Origin of the sequence: Saccharothrix algeriensis, from assembly GCF_016907655.1 — a bacterium.
GTDB classification, from domain to species: domain Bacteria; phylum Actinomycetota; class Actinomycetes; order Mycobacteriales; family Pseudonocardiaceae; genus Actinosynnema; species Actinosynnema algeriense.
This window is the reverse complement of the sequence record NZ_JAFBCL010000001.1, coordinates 3,831,344-3,847,861: the sequence shown is the minus strand read 5'-3', so window position 1 is coordinate 3,847,861 and position 16,518 is coordinate 3,831,344. Positions and strand designations below refer to the sequence as shown.

General features: G+C 69.4%; 26 protein-coding genes. 1 reads left to right on the top strand and 25 read right to left on the bottom strand.

All coding sequences use genetic code 11. The features are described from left to right. Positions 1-762 precede the first annotated feature (762 nt). The 25 genes from rplO to rpsL all read right to left on the bottom strand — a co-directional run bounded on the left by rplO (position 763) and on the right by rpsL (position 15,076). Positions 763-1,206 carry a 50S ribosomal protein L15 gene (gene rplO / locus JOE68_RS17715; RefSeq protein WP_307819723.1) on the bottom strand — a complete coding sequence of 148 codons (444 nt, stop codon included), beginning with the start codon at positions 1,204-1,206 and terminating at the stop codon, positions 763-765. Further along, the gene (gene rpmD / locus JOE68_RS17710) at positions 1,203-1,388 is read right to left on the bottom strand and encodes a 50S ribosomal protein L30 (protein ID WP_204843433.1); all 186 of its coding nucleotides are present in this window, start codon (positions 1,386-1,388) and stop codon (positions 1,203-1,205) included. Before rpmD ends, rplO begins: the two co-directional genes overlap by 4 nt. Before the next feature lie 2 nt (positions 1,389-1,390). Continuing rightward, positions 1,391-1,996: a 30S ribosomal protein S5 gene (gene rpsE / locus JOE68_RS17705; protein WP_121224926.1), complete on the bottom strand. Its 606-nt coding sequence runs from the start codon at positions 1,994-1,996 to the stop codon at positions 1,391-1,393. 34 nt (positions 1,997-2,030) lie between these two features. Next, positions 2,031-2,429, bottom strand: a complete 399-nt coding sequence (rplR, locus tag JOE68_RS17700) for a 50S ribosomal protein L18 (protein ID WP_239562275.1) — start codon at positions 2,427-2,429, stop codon at positions 2,031-2,033. A gap of 1 nt (position 2,430) precedes the next feature. Then, positions 2,431-2,970 carry a 50S ribosomal protein L6 gene (rplF, locus tag JOE68_RS17695; protein ID WP_204843432.1) on the bottom strand — a complete coding sequence of 180 codons (540 nt, stop codon included), beginning with the start codon at positions 2,968-2,970 and terminating at the stop codon, positions 2,431-2,433. Positions 2,971-2,986: 16 nt separating this feature from the next. Beyond that, on the bottom strand, positions 2,987-3,385 hold the full coding sequence (rpsH, locus tag JOE68_RS17690) for a 30S ribosomal protein S8 (RefSeq protein ID WP_204843431.1): 399 nt from the start codon (positions 3,383-3,385) through the stop codon (positions 2,987-2,989). 128 nt (positions 3,386-3,513) lie between these two features. Then, complete coding sequence (locus JOE68_RS17685; protein WP_141980309.1) at positions 3,514-3,699, bottom strand: type Z 30S ribosomal protein S14; 186 nt, start codon at positions 3,697-3,699, stop codon at positions 3,514-3,516. A 2-nt stretch (positions 3,700-3,701) separates the two neighbouring features. Then, positions 3,702-4,265, bottom strand: coding sequence for a 50S ribosomal protein L5 (gene rplE / locus JOE68_RS17680; protein WP_204843430.1), 564 nt, complete (start codon positions 4,263-4,265; stop codon positions 3,702-3,704). After that, complete coding sequence (gene rplX, locus JOE68_RS17675; RefSeq protein WP_204843429.1) at positions 4,265-4,579, bottom strand: 50S ribosomal protein L24; 315 nt, start codon at positions 4,577-4,579, stop codon at positions 4,265-4,267. Before rplX ends, rplE begins: the two co-directional genes overlap by 1 nt. Beyond that, complete coding sequence (gene rplN, locus JOE68_RS17670) at positions 4,579-4,947, bottom strand: 50S ribosomal protein L14 (RefSeq protein ID WP_015805282.1); 369 nt, start codon at positions 4,945-4,947, stop codon at positions 4,579-4,581. Before rplN ends, rplX begins: the two co-directional genes overlap by 1 nt. A gap of 62 nt (positions 4,948-5,009) precedes the next feature. After that, positions 5,010-5,300 carry a 30S ribosomal protein S17 gene (rpsQ, locus tag JOE68_RS17665; protein ID WP_204843428.1) on the bottom strand — a complete coding sequence of 97 codons (291 nt, stop codon included), beginning with the start codon at positions 5,298-5,300 and terminating at the stop codon, positions 5,010-5,012. Continuing rightward, entirely contained in the window at positions 5,297-5,554 is a 258-nt protein-coding gene (gene rpmC / locus JOE68_RS17660; protein WP_204843427.1) for a 50S ribosomal protein L29, read from the bottom strand. The genes rpsQ and rpmC overlap by 4 nt, the downstream gene beginning before the upstream one ends. Before the next feature lie 3 nt (positions 5,555-5,557). After that, entirely contained in the window at positions 5,558-5,977 is a 420-nt protein-coding gene (rplP, locus tag JOE68_RS17655; RefSeq protein ID WP_073885915.1) for a 50S ribosomal protein L16, read from the bottom strand. A 3-nt stretch (positions 5,978-5,980) separates the two neighbouring features. Next, the gene (gene rpsC, locus JOE68_RS17650; RefSeq protein WP_204843426.1) at positions 5,981-6,826 is read right to left on the bottom strand and encodes a 30S ribosomal protein S3; all 846 of its coding nucleotides are present in this window, start codon (positions 6,824-6,826) and stop codon (positions 5,981-5,983) included. After that, on the bottom strand, positions 6,826-7,224 hold the full coding sequence (rplV, locus tag JOE68_RS17645) for a 50S ribosomal protein L22 (RefSeq protein WP_204843425.1): 399 nt from the start codon (positions 7,222-7,224) through the stop codon (positions 6,826-6,828). Before rplV ends, rpsC begins: the two co-directional genes overlap by 1 nt. Positions 7,225-7,259: 35 nt before the next feature. Beyond that, positions 7,260-7,541, bottom strand: a complete 282-nt coding sequence (gene rpsS, locus JOE68_RS17640) for a 30S ribosomal protein S19 (protein ID WP_015105260.1) — start codon at positions 7,539-7,541, stop codon at positions 7,260-7,262. An 18-nt stretch (positions 7,542-7,559) separates the two neighbouring features. Continuing rightward, positions 7,560-8,393: a 50S ribosomal protein L2 gene (gene rplB / locus JOE68_RS17635; RefSeq protein WP_204843424.1), complete on the bottom strand. Its 834-nt coding sequence runs from the start codon at positions 8,391-8,393 to the stop codon at positions 7,560-7,562. A gap of 22 nt (positions 8,394-8,415) precedes the next feature. Further along, positions 8,416-8,715, bottom strand: coding sequence for a 50S ribosomal protein L23 (rplW, locus tag JOE68_RS17630; RefSeq protein ID WP_015105262.1), 300 nt, complete (start codon positions 8,713-8,715; stop codon positions 8,416-8,418). Continuing rightward, the gene (rplD, locus tag JOE68_RS17625) at positions 8,712-9,398 is read right to left on the bottom strand and encodes a 50S ribosomal protein L4 (RefSeq protein WP_204843423.1); all 687 of its coding nucleotides are present in this window, start codon (positions 9,396-9,398) and stop codon (positions 8,712-8,714) included. The genes rplW and rplD overlap by 4 nt, the downstream gene beginning before the upstream one ends. A gap of 2 nt (positions 9,399-9,400) precedes the next feature. After that, entirely contained in the window at positions 9,401-10,051 is a 651-nt protein-coding gene (gene rplC, locus JOE68_RS17620) for a 50S ribosomal protein L3 (protein ID WP_204843422.1), read from the bottom strand. A gap of 28 nt (positions 10,052-10,079) precedes the next feature. Next, positions 10,080-10,385 (bottom strand): 30S ribosomal protein S10, encoded by a 306-nt coding sequence (gene rpsJ / locus JOE68_RS17615; RefSeq protein ID WP_003938093.1) that lies wholly within the window; start codon positions 10,383-10,385, stop codon positions 10,080-10,082. Positions 10,386-10,710: 325 nt separating this feature from the next. Then, the gene (gene tuf, locus JOE68_RS17610; protein WP_204843421.1) at positions 10,711-11,904 is read right to left on the bottom strand and encodes an elongation factor Tu; all 1,194 of its coding nucleotides are present in this window, start codon (positions 11,902-11,904) and stop codon (positions 10,711-10,713) included. 137 nt (positions 11,905-12,041) lie between these two features. Next, positions 12,042-14,144 (bottom strand): elongation factor G, encoded by a 2,103-nt coding sequence (gene fusA, locus JOE68_RS17605; RefSeq protein WP_204843420.1) that lies wholly within the window; start codon positions 14,142-14,144, stop codon positions 12,042-12,044. Positions 14,145-14,231: 87 nt separating this feature from the next. Next, positions 14,232-14,702: a 30S ribosomal protein S7 gene (rpsG, locus tag JOE68_RS17600; RefSeq protein WP_121009879.1), complete on the bottom strand. Its 471-nt coding sequence runs from the start codon at positions 14,700-14,702 to the stop codon at positions 14,232-14,234. Beyond that, positions 14,702-15,076 carry a 30S ribosomal protein S12 gene (gene rpsL, locus JOE68_RS17595; protein WP_030473471.1) on the bottom strand — a complete coding sequence of 125 codons (375 nt, stop codon included), beginning with the start codon at positions 15,074-15,076 and terminating at the stop codon, positions 14,702-14,704. Before rpsL ends, rpsG begins: the two co-directional genes overlap by 1 nt. A gap of 550 nt (positions 15,077-15,626) precedes the next feature. Between rpsL and JOE68_RS17590 the strand changes: the two genes are divergently transcribed. After that, positions 15,627-16,499: a phosphotransferase family protein gene (locus tag JOE68_RS17590; protein ID WP_204843419.1), complete on the top strand. Its 873-nt coding sequence runs from the start codon at positions 15,627-15,629 to the stop codon at positions 16,497-16,499. The last annotated feature ends 19 nt before the right edge of the window (positions 16,500-16,518 follow it).

Genomic DNA, 16,518 nt, shown 5'->3' with positions numbered 1-16,518 from the left:
GCGAACCTCCATCAGCGTTGCCGCCCCGCCTGGGTCGGCATCCTGCGGTACCGGCTGTGTTGCCGGCACAGTCTTGCGGTCTCTTCCACCGGGCGCGCCGGCGGTGCGGAAGCGGCGGGTAGCCGCGACCGACCCGGAGGACATCCGGGTTCAGCCCGCGACTTTAACAGCCGCGGAGCCGATCGCCGTAGTCAGTCGTCCTTCACAGTTTTGGCGAACGGTGTTCACACTTCGCACTTGATCGACTACTCGTGTCCGCAAGCCGCCGAATGGATCAAGTTGGCGGTGCGGGGGGTGGGTCGACCGGGTCGCCGCGGCTCCCCGGGAGCGGGTGGGCCGGGTCGGGCCGGCCGGTGGTCAGGGGCCTGCCGCGCCCGGCCGGAGCGCGCCGGTCCCGCGGTCCGGGCGGCGCTTCGCCGGGGTGGGGTCCGGCTCGGCGGAGGGCCGGGGCCGCACGGGCCGGCAGCGCCCCCTGGGCGGTGGGATTTACGCCCTGCGTGAACGGGTGTCTCGATTGGGTGATTTCGAGGGTGCCCGGGGCGAGGGGGTGCCCGTGGTGCGGAAGAAAGCCCGGAAGAGGGCCCGGAAGAGGGCTCGGGAAGTGCGGTGCGGAGGGGAAGGGCCGGAAGGGGCCTCACCGGGCAGGCGGGCCGCCGAGGGCGGCACGACGCCCGGGGTGGTGCGCGGTGGGAGCGCAAGCCCCTCACAAGGCGGAAGGCCCCCGGAGTGGACTCCGGGGGCCTTCCGACGGGGTGCCGCGGGTCAGAGCACCGTGGTGGTGCCGCCGGCGGCAGCGATCTTCTCGACCGCGCTGCCCGAGAACTTGTGGGCCACGACGTCGAGCTTGACGCCGTTCAGGTCGCCGTTGCCGAGGACCTTCACCAGTTCGTTCTTCCGCACCAGGCCGGCGTGGACCAGCGCGTCCGCGTCGACCCGGCCGCCGTCCGGGAACACCCGGGCCAGGTCGCCGACGTTCACGACCTGGTACTCGGTGCGGAACGGGTTGCGGAAGCCCTTGAGCTTGGGCAGGCGCATGTGCAGCGGCATCTGGCCGCCCTCGAAGCGCGGCGACACGTTCTTCCGCGCCCCGGTGCCCTTCGTGCCCCGACCGGCGGTCTTGCCCTTCGAGCCCTCACCGCGACCGACCCGGGTCTTCGCGGTCTTGGCGCCGGGGGCCGGGCGCAGGTCATGGATCTTGATGGTCACGACTGGACCTCCTCGACGACCACCAGGTGGCGCACGGCGTGGATCAGGCCGCGCACCTGCGGCGAGTCCTCGCGGACCACCGACTGGCGGATCTTGCGCAACCCCAGGGTCCGGAGGGACTCGCGGTGGTTGTGCTTGGTACCGATGCTGCTCTTCACCTGGGTGACCTTGAGCTGTGCCATGGTCACACCGCCCCTGCGCGAGCGCGGAGCATGCCGGCGGGAGCCACGTCCTCCAGGGGCAGGCCGCGACGGGCCGCGACCTCCTCCGGGCGCTGGAGGCCCTTCAGGGCCTCCACGGTGGCGTGCACGATGTTGATGGCGTTGTCGGAGCCCAGCGACTTGCTCAGCACGTCGTGGACACCGGCGCACTCCAGCACCGCGCGGACCGCGCCACCGGCGATGACACCGGTACCGGCCGAGGCCGGGCGCAGCAGCACGACGCCGGCCGCCTTCTCGCCCTGCACCGGGTGAGGGATCGTGCCCGCGATGCGGGGGACGCGGAAGAAGTTCTTCTTCGCCTCCTCGACACCCTTGGCGATCGCGGCCGGGACTTCCTTGGCCTTGCCGTAGCCGACACCGACCATGCCGTCGCCGTCGCCGACCACGACCAGGGCGGTGAAGCTGAAGCGACGACCACCCTTGACGACCTTGGAGACGCGGTTGATCGCAACCACGCGCTCCAGGTGCGGGGTCTTCTCCTGGGCCGCGCCGCCGCGGCCGCCGTCACGACGGTCGCGACGCTCTCCGCGCTCGCCCCCGCCGCCTTCGCGACGCGTGCGTCCTGGCATCAGGCGTCCCTCTCAATTCCAGTAAGGATCATTGTCAGAACTCCAGCCCCGCCTCGCGGGCGGCGTCGGCCAGAGCGGCGATGCGACCGTGGTAGGCGTTGCCGCCGCGGTCGAACACGACCTTGGTGATGCCGGCGTCCTTGGCCCGCGCCGCGGCCAGCTGACCGACCTTCGCGGCGCGCGCCTTCTTGTCGCCGTCGACCGCCCGGACGTCCGCCTCCACGGAGGAGGCCGCCGCGATGGTGTGACCGGCCAGGTCGTCGATGATCTGCACGGTGATGTGCTTCGACGACCGGTGCACGACCAGGCGCGGGCGCTCGGGCGTGCCGCTGACCTTCTTGCGGAGGCGGAAGTGACGGCGGGTCTTCGCGACGCGGCGCGTGGTCGAGATGTCCTTGCCGACCGGCTTCCGCTTGGTTGCAGTCTCGCTCATGTCACTTACCCGTCTTTCCGACCTTGCGGCGGATCTTCTCGCCCGCGTAGCGCACGCCCTTGCCCTTGTACGGGTCGGGCTTGCGCAGCTTGCGGATGTTGGCGGCGACCTCGCCCACGAGCTGCTTGTCGATGCCGGCCACGGAGAACCGGGTCGGGGTCTCCACCGCGAAGGTGATGCCCTCGGGGGCCTCGACCTTCACCGGGTGGCTGTAGCCGAGCGCGAACTCCAGGTCGGAGCCCTTCAGCGCGACGCGGTAGCCGACCCCGTGGATCTCCATCTTCTTCTCGTAGCCCTGGGTCACGCCGATGACCATGTTCTGCACCAGGGTGCGGGACAGGCCGTGGAGCGAACGGCTCCGGCGCTCGTCGTTGGGGCGCTTCACCTCGAGGGTGCCGTCCTCGGCCTTCTCGATGACGATCGGCTCGGCGATCGTCAGCGACAGGGTGCCCTTGGGCCCCTTCACGCTGACGTCCCGGCCCGCGATGTCCACGTCGACCCCGGAGGGGACGGTGATCGGCAGCTTTCCGATGCGCGACATGCCTAGTCCCCCTTCCTCACCAGACGTAGGCGAGGACTTCTCCGCCCACGCCCTGCTTGTTGGCCTGGCGGTCGGTCAGCAGACCGCCAGAGGTCGAGATGATCGCCACGCCCAGGCCACCGAGGACCTTCGGCAGGTTGGTCGACTTCGCGTACACCCGCAGGCCGGGCTTGGACACGCGCCGCAGACCGGCGATGCTGCGCTCCCGGTTCGGGCCGTACTTCAGCTCGATCACCAGGTGCTTGCTCACGTCGCCCTGCTCGTCGCGGTAGCTGGCGATGTAGCCCTCGCGCTTGAGGATCTCGGCGATGTTCGCCTTCAACTTCGAGTGCGGCATCACGACCTTGTCGTGGTAAGCCGAGTTCGCGTTCCGCAGACGCGTCAGCATGTCTGCGATCGGGTCGGTCATCGTCATGGTGACCTGGTCAACCTTTCTCGCTGCGGTTCCCCAGTCAGGGTCCGAGCCGGTCTGGCGACCGGCTGGTCGTGAGCGGGCCTACAGCGAAGTGGATTCGTGAAAAAAGAGCTGCCGCCGAGCCGGTGCTACCAGCTGGACTTGTTCACACCGGGCAGCTCGCCGCGGTGGGCCATCTCGCGGAGGCAGATCCGGCACAGGCCGAACTTGCGGAACACCGAGTGCGGGCGACCGCAGCGCTGGCAGCGGGTGTAGGCCCGCACCTTGAACTTCGGCTTGGCCGCGGCCTTGTTGATCAGCGCCTTCTTGGCCATGGTCAGTTCTCCTTGAACGGGAAGCCCAGGAGCTTCAGCAGCGCCCGGCCCTCGTCGTCGTTGGTCGCGGTCGTCACCACGGTGATGTCCATGCCGCGGGGACGGTCGATCGCGTCCGGGTCGATCTCGTGGAACATCGACTGCTCGTTGAGACCGAACGTGTAGTTGCCGTTGCCGTCGAACTGCTTGCCCGACAGGCCGCGGAAGTCGCGGATGCGGGGCAGCGCGATGGTCAGCAGCCGGTCCAGGAACTCCCACATGCGGTCGCCGCGCAGCGTGACGCGCGCGCCGATCGGCATGCCCTCGCGGAGCTTGAACTGCGCGATGGACTTGCGGGCCTTGCGGACCTCGGGGCGCTGGCCGGTGATGATCGACAGGTCCTTCACGGCGCCCTCGATCAGCTTGCCGTCGCGGGCGGCGTCGCCGACGCCCATGTTGACGACGACCTTCACGATGCCGGGGATCTGCATCACGTTGCCGTACTCGAACTGCTTGCGCAGCTCCGCGACGATCTCCTCGCGGTAGCGCGTCTTCAGCCGCGGCGTGGTCTTCTCTGCGGTGGTCATCAGATGTCCTTCCCGTTACGACGGGAAATGCGGACCCGCTTGCCCTCGTCGTTCGTCCGGTAGCCAACGCGGGTCGGCTTGCCGTCCGAGTCGACCACCATCACGTTGGACACGTGGATGGGGGCCTCCTGGGTCACGATGCCGCCCGACTGCGCGCCGCGCTGGGTCTGCGTGATCCGGGTGTGCTTCTTGATCCGGTTGACACCCTCGACCAGGACGCGGTCCTGGGCGGGGTAGGCCATGATGACCTTGCCGCGCGCGCCCTTGTCCTTGCCGGCGATGACGACGACCGTGTCGCCCTTCTTCACCTTCATCAGAGCACCTCCGGCGCCAGCGAGATGATCTTCATGAACTTCTTGTCGCGCAGCTCGCGGCCCACCGGGCCGAAGATGCGGGTGCCGCGCGGCTCGTTGTCGTTCTTGATGAGCACGGCGGCGTTCTCGTCGAACCGGATGTAAGAGCCGTCGGGACGGCGCTTCTCCTTGACGGTGCGCACGACGACGGCCTTGACGACGTCGCCCTTCTTCACACCGGCGCCGGGGATGGCCTGCTTCACCGTGGCGACGATGATGTCCCCGATGCCCGCGTAGCGGCGGCCGGAGCCACCGAGAACACGGATGCAGAGGATCTCCTTCGCACCGGTGTTGTCGGCGACGCGCAGCCGCGACTCCTGCTGGATCACTTACCCACTCCTTGACCATTCCTGGCCCGCCAGATTTCCGACCTGACGGGCTCGGTCGGGCTCTACTTGGCCTTTTCGAGGATCTCGACGAGGCGCCAGCGCTTGGTGGCCGACAGCGGCCGGGTCTCCATGAGCAGGACGCGGTCGCCGATGCCAGCGGTGTTCTGCTCGTCGTGCGCCTTCACCTTGGTGGTGGAGCGCAGGACCTTGGCGTACCGGCGGTGCTTCTTCCGGTCCTCCAGCGCCACGACGATCGTCTTGTCCATCTTGTCGGACACGACGTAGCCCTCGCGGACCTTGCGGTCGCCGCGGACCTCGGTCGTCGTCTCAGTCACTTCGTTGTTCTCGCTCATGCCGCACCTTCACCAGTGGAGACCGCGTCGGGAGAGACCGAAAGGCCCAGCTCCCGCTCCCGCATCACGGTGTAGATCCGGGCGATCTCGTGCCGGACCGTGCGGAGACGGCGGTTGTTGTCCAGCTGCCCGGTGGCCATCTGGAAGCGGAGGTTGAACAGCTCCTCCTTCGCCTCCCTCAGGCGCAGCACGAGCTCTTCCTCGGTGAGCTCACGCAGCAACGAAGCCGCGGAACCCGCTTCAGTGCTTGCCATTGGCTAGAACTCACCACCCTCACGCGTAACGATGCGGCACTTCATCGGGAGCTTGTGGATCGCGCGGCGGAGCGCCTCGCGGGCCACGGTCTCGTTCGGGAAGCTCATCTCGAAGAGCACCCGGCCCGGCTTGATGTTGGCGACCCACCACTCGGGCGAGCCCTTGCCGGAACCCATGCGGGTCTCGGCCGGCTTCTTGGTCAGCGGGCGGTCCGGGAAGATGTTGATCCAGACCTTGCCACCGCGGCGGATGTGCCGGGTGATGGCGATACGCGCCGACTCGATCTGCCGGTTGGTCACGTAGGCGGGCTCCAGGGCCTGGATGCCGTACTCGCCGAAGGTGACCCTCGTGCCGCCCTTGGCAGCACCGGACCGACCCGGGTGGTGCTGCTTGCGGTGCTTGACCCTGCGCGGGATGAGCACTACTCAGCCCTCCGTCTTCGCGACGGCCGGGGCGTTGTCGGTCGCAACGTCGCCGGTCGTCTGCTCGTTAGCCTGTGCGGCCCGTCCGGCCTCGGTGCTCGTCGCCGTGGTGCCGCTGGCGCCGGAGCGCCGGGCCCGGTTCGGGCGGTCGCCGCGGTCGCGCCGGGGCGCCCGCTCGGCCGAGGACGGCGCCGCGTCGCGCTCGCGCTTCGCGCTGAGGCCACCGACGATGTCGCCCTTGTAGATCCACACCTTCACGCCGATCCGGCCGAACGTGGTGCGGGCCTCGAAGAAGCCGTAGTCGATGTCGGCGCGCAGCGTGTGCAGCGGCACCCGGCCGTCGCGGTAGTGCTCGGAACGGGACATCTCGGCGCCGCCGAGACGGCCGCCGCACTGCACGCGGATGCCCTTGACCTGCGGCGAGCGCATGGCCGACTGGATGGCCTTGCGCATCGCGCGGCGGAAGGCGACGCGGTTGGACAGCTGCTCGGCCACGCCCTGCGCGACGAGCTGCGCGTCCGACTCGGGGCTCTTGACCTCGAGGATGTTCAGCTGCACCTGCTTCTTGGTGAGCTTCTCCAGCTCACCGCGGATGCGGTCGGCCTCCGCGCCGCGCCGGCCGATGACGATGCCCGGCCGGGCGGTGTGGATGTCGACGCGGACCCGGTCGCGGGTGCGCTCGATCTCCACCTTGGAGATGCCGGCACGCTCCATGCCGCGCGAGAGCAGCTTGCGGATCTTGACGTCCTCGGCCACGTACTCGGCGTACTGCTTGTCGGCGTACCAGCGGGACTTCCAGTCGGTGGTGATCCCCAGCCGGAAGCCGTGCGGGTTGATCTTCTGGCCCACTACCGGGTTCCCTTCGCGCTGGTCTTCTTCGGACGCGACTCCACCTCGACGGTGATGTGGCTCGTCCGCTTGCGGATCCGGTACGCACGGCCCTGGGCCCGCGGGCGGAACCGCTTGAGGGTCGGACCCTCGTCCACGTAGACCTTGGCCACCCAGAGGGTGTCGGGGTCCAGGGACAGGTTGTTCTCGGCGTTGGCCACGGCGCTCGCGAGCACCTTGCGGACCGGCTCACTTGCCGCCTGCGGCGCGAACTGGAGCACGGCCAGGGCCTCGCTGGCGCTACGACCCCTGATGAGCTCGACGACGCGGCGCACCTTCATCGGCGTGTCGCGGACGTAGCGAGCCCGAGCCACGGCGCGCGGAAACTCCGGCGCCTGGGCTTCGTTGCGGGCGTTCATCGCTGCTTCCCCTTGCTCTTCCTCTAGTTCGTCGCCTAGCGGCGGCGCGACTTCCGGTCGTCCTTGATGTGGCCCTTGAACGTGCGGGTCGGCGCGAACTCGCCGAGCTTGTGCCCGACCATCGCCTCCGTCACGAACACCGGCACGTGCTTGCGGCCGTCGTGCACCGCGATCGTGTGGCCCAGCATGTCGGGGATGATCGTCGACCGGCGGGACCAGGTCTTGATGACGGTCTTCTTGCCCGACTCGTTGAGGACGTCCACCTTCTTGAGCAGGTGGTCGTCGACGAAGGGGCCCTTCTTAAGGCTGCGTGGCATCCTTCACTCCCTCCCTGCTCAGCGCTTCTTACCGGTGCGACGACGCCGGACGATGAGCTTGTCGCTTGCCTTGCGGCGGCGGGTACGGCCTTCGGGCTTGCCGGCGGGGTTCACCGGGTGGCGACCACCGGAGGTCTTGCCCTCACCACCACCGTGCGGGTGGTCGACCGGGTTCATGGCGACACCGCGGACGGTGGGCTTGCGGCCCTTCCAGCGCATCCGGCCGGCCTTGCCCCAGTTGATGTTCTGGTGCTCGGCGTTGCCGACCTCGCCGACCGTGGCGCGGCAGCGCACGTCCACGTTGCGGATCTCGCCCGAGGGCATCCGCAGCTGGGCGTACGGGCCGTCCTTGGCCACGAGCTGCACGCTCGCGCCGGCCGAGCGGGCGATCTTCGCGCCGCCGCCGGGGCGCAGCTCGATCGCGTGCACCACGGTGCCGACCGGGATGTTGCGCAGCGGCAGGTTGTTGCCCGGCTTGATGTCGGCCTTGGGGCCGTTCTCGATCCGGTCGCCCTGCCGCAGCTTGGCCGGGGCGATGATGTAGCGCTTCTCGCCGTCGACGTAGTGCAGCAGCGCGATGCGGGCGGTGCGGTTGGGGTCGTACTCGATGTGAGCGACCTTGGCCGGCACGCCGTCCTTGTCGGTGCGGCGGAAGTCGATCAGGCGGTAGGCCCGCTTGTGGCCGCCGCCCTTGTGCCGCGTCGTGATCTTGCCCGACGCGTTGCGGCCACCGCGGCCGTGCAGCGGGCGGATCAGCGACTTCTCCGGCGTCGACCGAGTGATCTCGGCGAAGTCGGAGACGCTCGCACCGCGACGACCCGGGGTCGTCGGCTTGTACTTGCGAATGCCCATCTCTACGCAGTCCTCGTCGTCATCAGGCGGCCGGGCCGCCGAAGATCTCGATCGGCTTGCTCTCGGCGGACAGCGTCACGATGGCGCGCTTGGTGTCCTTGCGCTTGCCGAAGCCCGTCCGGGTGCGCTTGCGCTTGCCCTGGCGGTTGATCGTGTTGACGCTGACGACCTTGACGCCGAAGACCTTCTCCACGGCAATCTTGATCTGGGTCTTGTTCGAGCCGGGAGCCACCACGAAGGTGTACTTGTTCTCCTCCAGGAGCCCGTAGGACTTCTCGGAGATGACCGGCGCGAGCAGGATGTCCCTGTGGTCGGGGATCACTTCTCGTCCTCCACTTCGGACGAACCGGCGACCGCCTCGGCCGAGCCAGCGCCCTGCTGGGCCTTGCTCGCCAGGAACACGTCCAGAGCGTCCTTGGTGAACACCACGTCGTCGTTGACCAGCACGTCGTAGGTGTTCAGCTGGTCCGGGGCGATGATGTGCACGTGCGGCAGGTTGCGCAGGCTGACCCACGAAACCTCCTCGGTGCGCAGCAGCACCGCGAGCACCCGGCGGGCCTCGGTGACCGACTCCAGGACCTTGCGGGCGGTCTTGGTCGACGGGGCGTCGCCCTCGACGAAACCGCTCACCACGTGGACCTGGCCGGCGCGCGCCCGGTCGGACAGGGCGCCGCGCAGCGCGGCGGCCTTCATCTTCTTGGGGGTGCGCTGGCTGTAGTCGCGCGGCTGGGGGCCGTGCACGGTGCCACCGCCGGCGAACTGCGGCGCGCGGGTCGAGCCCTGGCGGGCGCGGCCGGTGCCCTTCTGCCGGTAGGGCTTCTTGCCGCCGCCGGAGACCTCGCCGCGGGTCTTCGTGGAGTGCGTGCCCTGGCGGGCCGCGGCCTGCTGGGCCACGACGACCTGGTGCAGCAGCGCCACGTTCGCCTGCGCGCCGAAGATCGCGGCGGGCAGCTCGACGCTGCCGCCGGTCTTGCCGTCCGGGGTGCGGATCTCAACGGACGTCATGATCAGGCACCACCCTTCGCAGCGGTCTTGACGAACACGGTGCCGCCCTTGGGGCCGGGCACCGCGCCCTTGATGAGCAGCAGGCCGGACTCGACGTCGACCCGGTGCACCTTGAGGTTCTGGGTGGTCACGCGCACGTGGCCCATGCGACCGGCCATGCGCAGGCCCTTGAACACGCGGCCGGGCGTGGCGCAGCCGCCGATGGAGCCGGGCGAGCGGTGCTTGCGCTGCGTGCCGTGGCTGGCACCGAGGCCGTGGAAGCCGTGGCGCTTCATGACACCCGCGGTGCCCTTGCCCTTGCTGGTGCCGACCACGTCGACCACCGCGCCGGCCTCGAAGACCTCGGCGGTGACCTCCTGGCCGACCTCGTAGTCGGACGCGTCGGTGGTGCGCAGCTCCGCCAGGTGGCGGCGCGGGGTGACACCGGCCTTGGCGAAGTGGCCCGCGACGGGCTTCTTCACCTTGCGCGGGTCGATCGCGCCGAAGGCGAGCTGCACGGCCGAGTAGCCGTCGTTCTCCTGGGTCCGGACCTGGGTGACCACGTTCGGCTCTGCCTTGACGACGGTGACCGGGACGATCCGGTTGTTCTCGTCGAAGACCTGAGTCATGCCGAGCTTGGTGCCCAGGAGGCCCTTAACCTGCCTGTCAGACATTGGTCTCGTTACTCTCCGCGTCCAACGCTTACTGGATGTTGACGTCGACGCTCGCCGGCAGGTCGATGCGCATGAGCGCGTCCACCGTCTTCGGCGTCGGGTCGAGGATGTCGATCAGACGCTTGTGCGTGCGCATCTCGAAGTGCTCGCGCGAGTCCTTGTACTTGTGCGGCGAGCGGATGACGCAGTAGACGTTCTTCTCAGTGGGCAGCGGCACAGGCCCGACGACCCGAGCGCCGGTGCGCGTCACGGTCTCGACGATCTTGCGCGCGGACGCGTCGATCGCCTCGTGGTCGTAGGCCTTGAGCCGGATGCGGATCTTCTGTCCCGCCATGATGGCTTGCCGTTCCTCTGCTTCTCGATACCGCTGCGGTGCGGGCAGCCGAATGAGGTCAGCGAGACCTCCGGCGCGTACCGCCCCCTATTCAGGACTGACACCTCAGCGGTGTCACGGTGCCCGGTCCACGCGGTCGGGCGTGTCGCGCCCTCGGCCACAGACCGGTCCCACTGATCAAACCCGTGGGATTGTCGTGCTGGTGAATCCCCTCGTGACGGGGCGGCCGGGTTCCCGAGGGAACCGGCCGCCCCGACGAGCAACCCGTCAATGGTCGCACACCGGGGTGCGCAGACCAAATCGGGGGTCCGTTATCGGACGCAGGTCACTTGATGATCTTGGTGACCGAGCCCGCGCCGACCGTCCGGCCACCCTCGCGGATGGCGAACCGCAGGCCCTCGTCCATCGCGATCGGCTGGATCAGCTTCACGGCCATGGAGGTGGTGTCGCCCGGCATGACCATCTCGGTGCCCTCGGGGAGGGTCACGACGCCGGTCACGTCGGTGGTGCGGAAGTAGAACTGCGGGCGGTAGTTGTTGAAGAACGGCGTGTGGCGGCCGCCCTCGTCCTTGGACAGGATGTAGACCTGCGCCTCGAACTCGGTGTGCGGGGTGGTGGTGCCCGGCTTCACGATCACCATGCCGCGCTCCACCTCCTCGCGCTTGATGCCGCGCAGGAGCAGGGCGGCGTTGTCGCCGGCCTGGCCCTGGTCGAGGAACTTCTTGAACATCTCGATCGAGGTGACCGTCGTCTTCTTCGACGTCTCCTTGATGCCGACGATCTCGACTTCCTCGTTGACGTTGATCACGCCGCGCTCGATGCGACCGGTCACCACGGTGCCGCGACCGGTGATCGTGAAGACGTCCTCCACCGGCATCAGGAACGGCCGGTCGACCTCGCGCTCGGGCTCCGGGATGTTCTCGTCCACGGCGTCCATCAGGCCGATGAGCTTCTCGCCCCACTCGGCGTCGCCCTCCAGCGCCTTCAGCGCGGAGACGCGCACGACCGGCAGGTCGTCGCCCGGGAACTCGTACTCGGAGAGCAGCTCGCGGACCTCGAGCTCGACGAGCTCCAGGATCTCCTCGTCGTCCACCATGTCGGCCTTGTTGAGGGCCACCACGATGTAGGGCACACCGACCTGGCGGGCCAGGAGGACGTGCTCCTTCGTCTGCGGCATCGGGCCGTCGGTCGCCGCGACCACCAGGATGGCGCCGTCCATCTGCGCCGCACCGGTGATCATGTTCTTGATGTAGTCGGCGTGACCGGGGCAGTCGACGTGCGCGTAGTGGCGCTTGTCGGTCTGGTACTCGATGTGCGCGATCGAGATGGTGATGCCGCGCTGCTTCTCCTCCGGCGCCTTGTCGATCTGGTCGAACGGCGTGAAGGGGTTCAGTTCCGGGTACTTGTCGTGCAGGACCTTGGAGATCGCCGCGGTCAGCGTCGTCTTGCCGTGGTCGATGTGACCGATGGTGCCGATGTTGACGTGCGGCTTCGTCCGCTCGAACTTCGCCTTCGCCACTGGATTGTCCTCCTGGACTTCTATTGCTGTGCCCGACGGGTGTCTGCCACCCGCCGGGCGTCACGTCAGGGTTCTGCGGACCCCAGGGACGAGAGACCCCGGAGAGCCCGCGTGGTGCTGCGGTGCTCCGGTTGGGGTTACTCGCCCGTCGCCTTCGCGATGATCTCCTTCGCGACGTTCGTGGGAACCTCGGCGTAGGAGTCAAAGGTCATCGAGTAGTTCGCGCGACCCTGGGTCTTGGACCGCAGGTCGCCGACGTACCCGAACATCTCCGACAGCGGGACCAGCGCCTTGACGACGCGGGTGCCGCTGCGCTCCTCCATGGCCTGGATCTGGCCACGGCGGGAGTTCAGGTCGCCGATGACGTCGCCCATGTACTCCTCGGGCGTGGTCACTTCGACCGCCATCATCGGCTCGAGCAGGGCCGGGTCGGCCTTCCGGGCGGCTTCCTTGAGCGCCATGGAGCCGGCGATCTTGAACGCCATCTCGGAGGAGTCGACCTCGTGGTAGGCGCCGTCGGTCAGCGTGACCTTGATGCCGACCAGCGGGTAGCCCGCCAGCACGCCGTACTGCATCGCGTCCTGGGCGCCGGCGTCCACCGACGGGATGTACTCCCGCGGGATGCGGCCACCGGTCACCGCGTTCACGAACTCGTAGAGCGCGCCCGCCTCGTTCTTCTCCAGCGGCTCGATGTCGATCAGGACCTTGGCGAACTGGCCCGAGCCACCGGTCTGCTTCTTGTGCGTGTAGGAGTACTTCTCCACCTTGCGGCGGATCGTCTCGCGGTACGCCACCTGCGGCTTGCCGATGTTCGCCTCGACCTTGAACTCGCGGCGCATCCGGTCCACCAGGATGTCCAGGTGGAGCTCGCCCATGCCGGCGATGATCGTCTGGCCGGTCTCCTGGTCGAGGTTGACCCGGAACGTCGGGTCCTCCTCGGCGAGCTTCTGGATCGCGGTGCCCAGCTTCTCCTGGTCGGCCTTGGTCTTCGGCTCGATCGCCACCTGGATGACCGGCTCCGGGAACGTCATCGACTCCAGCACGATGGGGTGCTGCGGGTCGCAGAGCGTCTCGCCGGTGGTCGTGTCCTTCAGGCCGATCACGGCGTAGATGTGGCCCGCGATGGCCTCGTCGACCGGGTTCTCCTTGTTGGCGTGCATCTGGAAGATCTTCCCGATGCGCTCCTTGCGGTCCTTGGTCGAGTTGATGACCTGCGTGGAGGTCGCGACCCGGCCCGAGTAGACCCGGATGTAGGTCAGCTTGCCGAAGAACGGGTGCACCGCGATCTTGAACGCCAGCGCGGCGAACGGCTCGTCGGTGGACGGCTTGCGGAAGGCCGGCGTCTCGCCGTCCTGCAGCGTGCCCTCGACCGGCGGGAGGTCCAGCGGGGCCGGCAGGTAGTCGATCACCGCGTCGAGCATGGGCTGCACGCCCTTGTTCTTGAACGCGGAACCGCACAGCACCGGGTAGGCGGAGCCCTCGGCGACGATCTTGCGGATGCCGGCCTTGATCTGGGCGACGGTCAGCTCCTCGCCGCCCAGGTAGGACTCCATCAGGGCGTCGTCGGTCTCCGCGACGGCCTCGACCAGCGCCTCGCGGTACTCGTTCGCCTTGTCCACGAGGTCGGCCGGGATCTCCTCGACCGCGTAGTCCTCGCCCTTCTGGACCTCGCCGCGCCAGGTCAGCGCGCGCATCTCGACCAGGTCGACCACGCCGATGAAGTCGCTCTCCGACCCGATCGGGATCTGGATCGGCAGCGGCTTCGCGCCCAGGCGCTCGGAGATGGTGCGCACGGTGAAGTAGAAGTCGGCGCCCAGCTTGTCCATCTTGTTGACGAAGCAGATGCGCGGGACGTCGTACTTGGTGGCCTGCCGCCAGACCTGCTCGGACTGGGGCTCGACGCCCTCCTTGCCGTCGAACACGGCGACGGCGCCGTCGAGGACGCGGAGGTTGCGCTCCACCTCGACGGTGAAGTCGACGTGGCCCGGCGTGTCGATGATGTTGATCTGGTGGTTCTTCCAGAAGCACGTCGTCGCGGCGGACGTGATCGTGATGCCGCGCTCCTGCTCCTGCTCCATCCAGTCCATCACGGCCGCGCCGTCGTGGACCTCGCCGATCTTGTAGCTGATCCCGGTGTAGAACAGGATCCGCTCGGTCGTCGTGGTCTTGCCCGCGTCGATGTGGGCCATGATCCCGATGTTGCGGACCTTGGCCAGGTCGGTGAGCACGTCCTGTGCCACGGGTGTCTTCCCCTGTCTTGAGCTCGCTGGCTCACTAGGGCCGGGAGGGCCCGGCCGGTCCGCGGCGCGGACCGGCCGGGCCGCGCATCACCAGCGGTAGTGGGCGAAGGCCTTGTTCGACTCGGCCATCTTGTGGGTGTCCTCGCGGCGCTTCACGCTCGCGCCCAGGCCGTTGCTCGCGTCGAGCAGCTCGTTCATCAGGCGCTCGACCATCGTCTTCTCGCGGCGCTGCCGGGAGAAGGTGATCAGCCAGCGCAGCGCCAGCGTGGTCGCGCGACCGGGCTTGACCTCGATCGGCACCTGGTAGGTGGCGCCACCGACGCGGCGGCTCTTGACCTCCAGGGCGGGCTTGACGTTGTCCAGCGCGCGCTTGAGCGTGACGACCGGGTCGGTGCCGGTCTTGTCGCGGGCGCCCTCCAGGGCGCCGTACACGATCCGCTCGGCCACGGAGCGCTTGCCGTCGACCAGCACCTTGTTGATGAGCTGGGTCACCAGCGGAGAGCTGTAGACCGGGTCGGAGATCAGCGGCCGCTTCGGGGCCGGTCCCTTGCGGGGCATCAGCTCTTCTCCTTCTTCGCGCCGTAGCGGCTGCGAGCCTGCTTGCGGTTCTTCACGCCCTGCGTGTCGAGCGAACCGCGGATGATCTTGTAGCGGACACCGGGGAGGTCCTTCACACGACCGCCGCGCACGAGCACCATCGAGTGCTCCTGGAGGTTGTGGCCCTCACCGGGGATGTAGGCCGTGACCTCGATGCCGCTCGTCAGCTTCACGCGGGCGACCTTGCGCAGCGCCGAGTTCGGCTTCTTGGGCGTGGTCGTGTAGACGCGGGTGCACACACCGCGCCGCTGCGGGCTGCCCTTGAGCGCCGCGGTCTTCTGCTTGGCGACCTTGTCCTGCCGGCCCTTGCGGACCAGCTGCTGGATCGTTGGCATAACGCCGGCTGCTTCTTCCGTTCGAGTGCCCGCCGCCACGCGGGCGTCGAGCACTGTTTACCTGGTCCCTCTCTGCACCCGAGGTCGGGCGTGTCGCGCCCCTTCGGCCTGGCCGAACAGGGTCTGGCACGGTTGCCCCAGGTCCGCAGGCGACATCCCAGGACGCCCCTGCGCGTGGAGGTCACCGCGGCCGGCTATCCAGCACCACTGGCGCGTAGGCACGCGGAGCGGCCCGACATGGGTCGGGCACGAGTACCAAAGATACCCCGGCCGGTTCCCACTGGTCAAAACGGGTCCGCCGCGGTCGGCGACGGGGTGCGCCCGCGCCCGTCCGGGCGCCCGCGACCGGCCCGGAGGGCCTGCTCCACCAGCACCGACGCGCCCGGCGGGGAGCCGCCGCGACAGCGCGCCCGCGGGGCCCGGCGCCGCCGGCCGGCGTTGTCCGCGGTCCGTCCAGTATGCGGTCCGCCCAGTATAAGGACGCCGACCGGACCCGCCGGTTCACCCGGGCGCGGACCGCGGCCCCGCCCGGGTGAACCACACTGGCGGGGTGGATTCCGATCTCGCGGCGGGCATGGCCGCGCTGGTGGCGGCGGACGCGGAGCCCGAGGTGCTCGCCGTGCGCGGGGACGTGCTGGTGGTGCGCGTGGGCGACGTGGTGCTCAAGGCGCACGAGGGCGGCACGGACCCGGTGGCGCTCGCGGCCCGGCTGCGGTTGGCCGGCGACCCACGTCTGGGTGAACTGCTGCTGCCGCCCCGGTTCGGGCCCGCCGTCGTGCGCGGGCGGGTCGTCACGGCGTGGCCGGTCGGCGTGCCGGTGCCGCAGGCCGAGCCCGAGGACCTGCCGATGGAGGCCGCCGGGCGGGCGCTGGCGGCGCTGCACCGGTTCACCGCGGCCGACTTCGCCCCGCCCGTGCCGCCGGCGGGCGCCGTCCCGCGGATGGTGCGCGCGGTGCGGGCGCTGACCCTCGACACGCCCGCCGCCCACCTCGTGCGCCGGGCGTTCGCGACGCTGCCGGACCTGCCGGTCGGCGGCGCGGCGGTCATCCACGGCGACTGGCACCTGGGTCAGCTCGTGCGGCACGGCGGCGGCTACCGGATGATCGACGTGGACGACCTCGGCGCGGGCGACCCGGCGTGGGACCTGGCGCGGCCCGCGGCGCTGCACCTGGCCGGCGTGCTGGACCCGGTGGCCTGGGGGCGCCTGCTCGACGGGTACCTCGGCGCGGGCGGGCCCGGGGTGCCGGCGGCCGACCCGTGGTCGGTGCTGGAGGTGCCGGCGCGGGCGCTGGTGGTGCAGATGGCGGCGCGTGCCCTCTGCGCCGCGGAGCGTGACGGGACCGCCCTCGACGACGCCCGGGAGGCGCTGCTCGACGCGTGCGCGCGGATCGTGTCGGCCCACGGGCGCATTCGGCGCGGCTAATATCGGGCACATCGCGTCA

Coding starts and splice junctions, on each gene's coding strand:
- rpmD (WP_204843433.1), bottom strand. CDS start 1,388: ATGGCACAGCTCAAGGTCACCCAGGTGAAGAGCAGCATCGGTACCAAG.
- rpsE (WP_121224926.1), bottom strand. CDS start 1,996: ATGCCAGGACGCACGCGTCGCGAAGGCGGCGGGGGCGAGCGCGGAGAG.
- rplR (WP_239562275.1), bottom strand. CDS start 2,429: ATGAGCGAGACTGCAACCAAGCGGAAGCCGGTCGGCAAGGACATCTCG.
- rplF (WP_204843432.1), bottom strand. CDS start 2,970: ATGTCGCGCATCGGAAAGCTGCCGATCACCGTCCCCTCCGGGGTCGAC.
- rpsH (WP_204843431.1), bottom strand. CDS start 3,385: ATGACGATGACCGACCCGATCGCAGACATGCTGACGCGTCTGCGGAAC.
- JOE68_RS17685 (WP_141980309.1), bottom strand. CDS start 3,699: ATGGCCAAGAAGGCGCTGATCAACAAGGCCGCGGCCAAGCCGAAGTTC.
- rplE (WP_204843430.1), bottom strand. CDS start 4,265: ATGACCACCGCAGAGAAGACCACGCCGCGGCTGAAGACGCGCTACCGC.
- rplX (WP_204843429.1), bottom strand. CDS start 4,579: ATGAAGGTGAAGAAGGGCGACACGGTCGTCGTCATCGCCGGCAAGGAC.
- rpsQ (WP_204843428.1), bottom strand. CDS start 5,300: ATGAGCGAGAACAACGAAGTGACTGAGACGACGACCGAGGTCCGCGGC.
- rpmC (WP_204843427.1), bottom strand. CDS start 5,554: ATGGCAAGCACTGAAGCGGGTTCCGCGGCTTCGTTGCTGCGTGAGCTC.
- rplV (WP_204843425.1), bottom strand. CDS start 7,224: ATGAACGCCCGCAACGAAGCCCAGGCGCCGGAGTTTCCGCGCGCCGTG.
- rpsS (WP_015105260.1), bottom strand. CDS start 7,541: ATGCCACGCAGCCTTAAGAAGGGCCCCTTCGTCGACGACCACCTGCTC.
- rplB (WP_204843424.1), bottom strand. CDS start 8,393: ATGGGCATTCGCAAGTACAAGCCGACGACCCCGGGTCGTCGCGGTGCG.
- rplD (WP_204843423.1), bottom strand. CDS start 9,398: ATGACGTCCGTTGAGATCCGCACCCCGGACGGCAAGACCGGCGGCAGC.
- rplC (WP_204843422.1), bottom strand. CDS start 10,051: ATGTCTGACAGGCAGGTTAAGGGCCTCCTGGGCACCAAGCTCGGCATG.
- rpsJ (WP_003938093.1), bottom strand. CDS start 10,385: ATGGCGGGACAGAAGATCCGCATCCGGCTCAAGGCCTACGACCACGAG.
- rpsG (WP_121009879.1), bottom strand. CDS start 14,702: ATGCCCCGCAAGGGACCGGCCCCGAAGCGGCCGCTGATCTCCGACCCG.
- rpsL (WP_030473471.1), bottom strand. CDS start 15,076: ATGCCAACGATCCAGCAGCTGGTCCGCAAGGGCCGGCAGGACAAGGTC.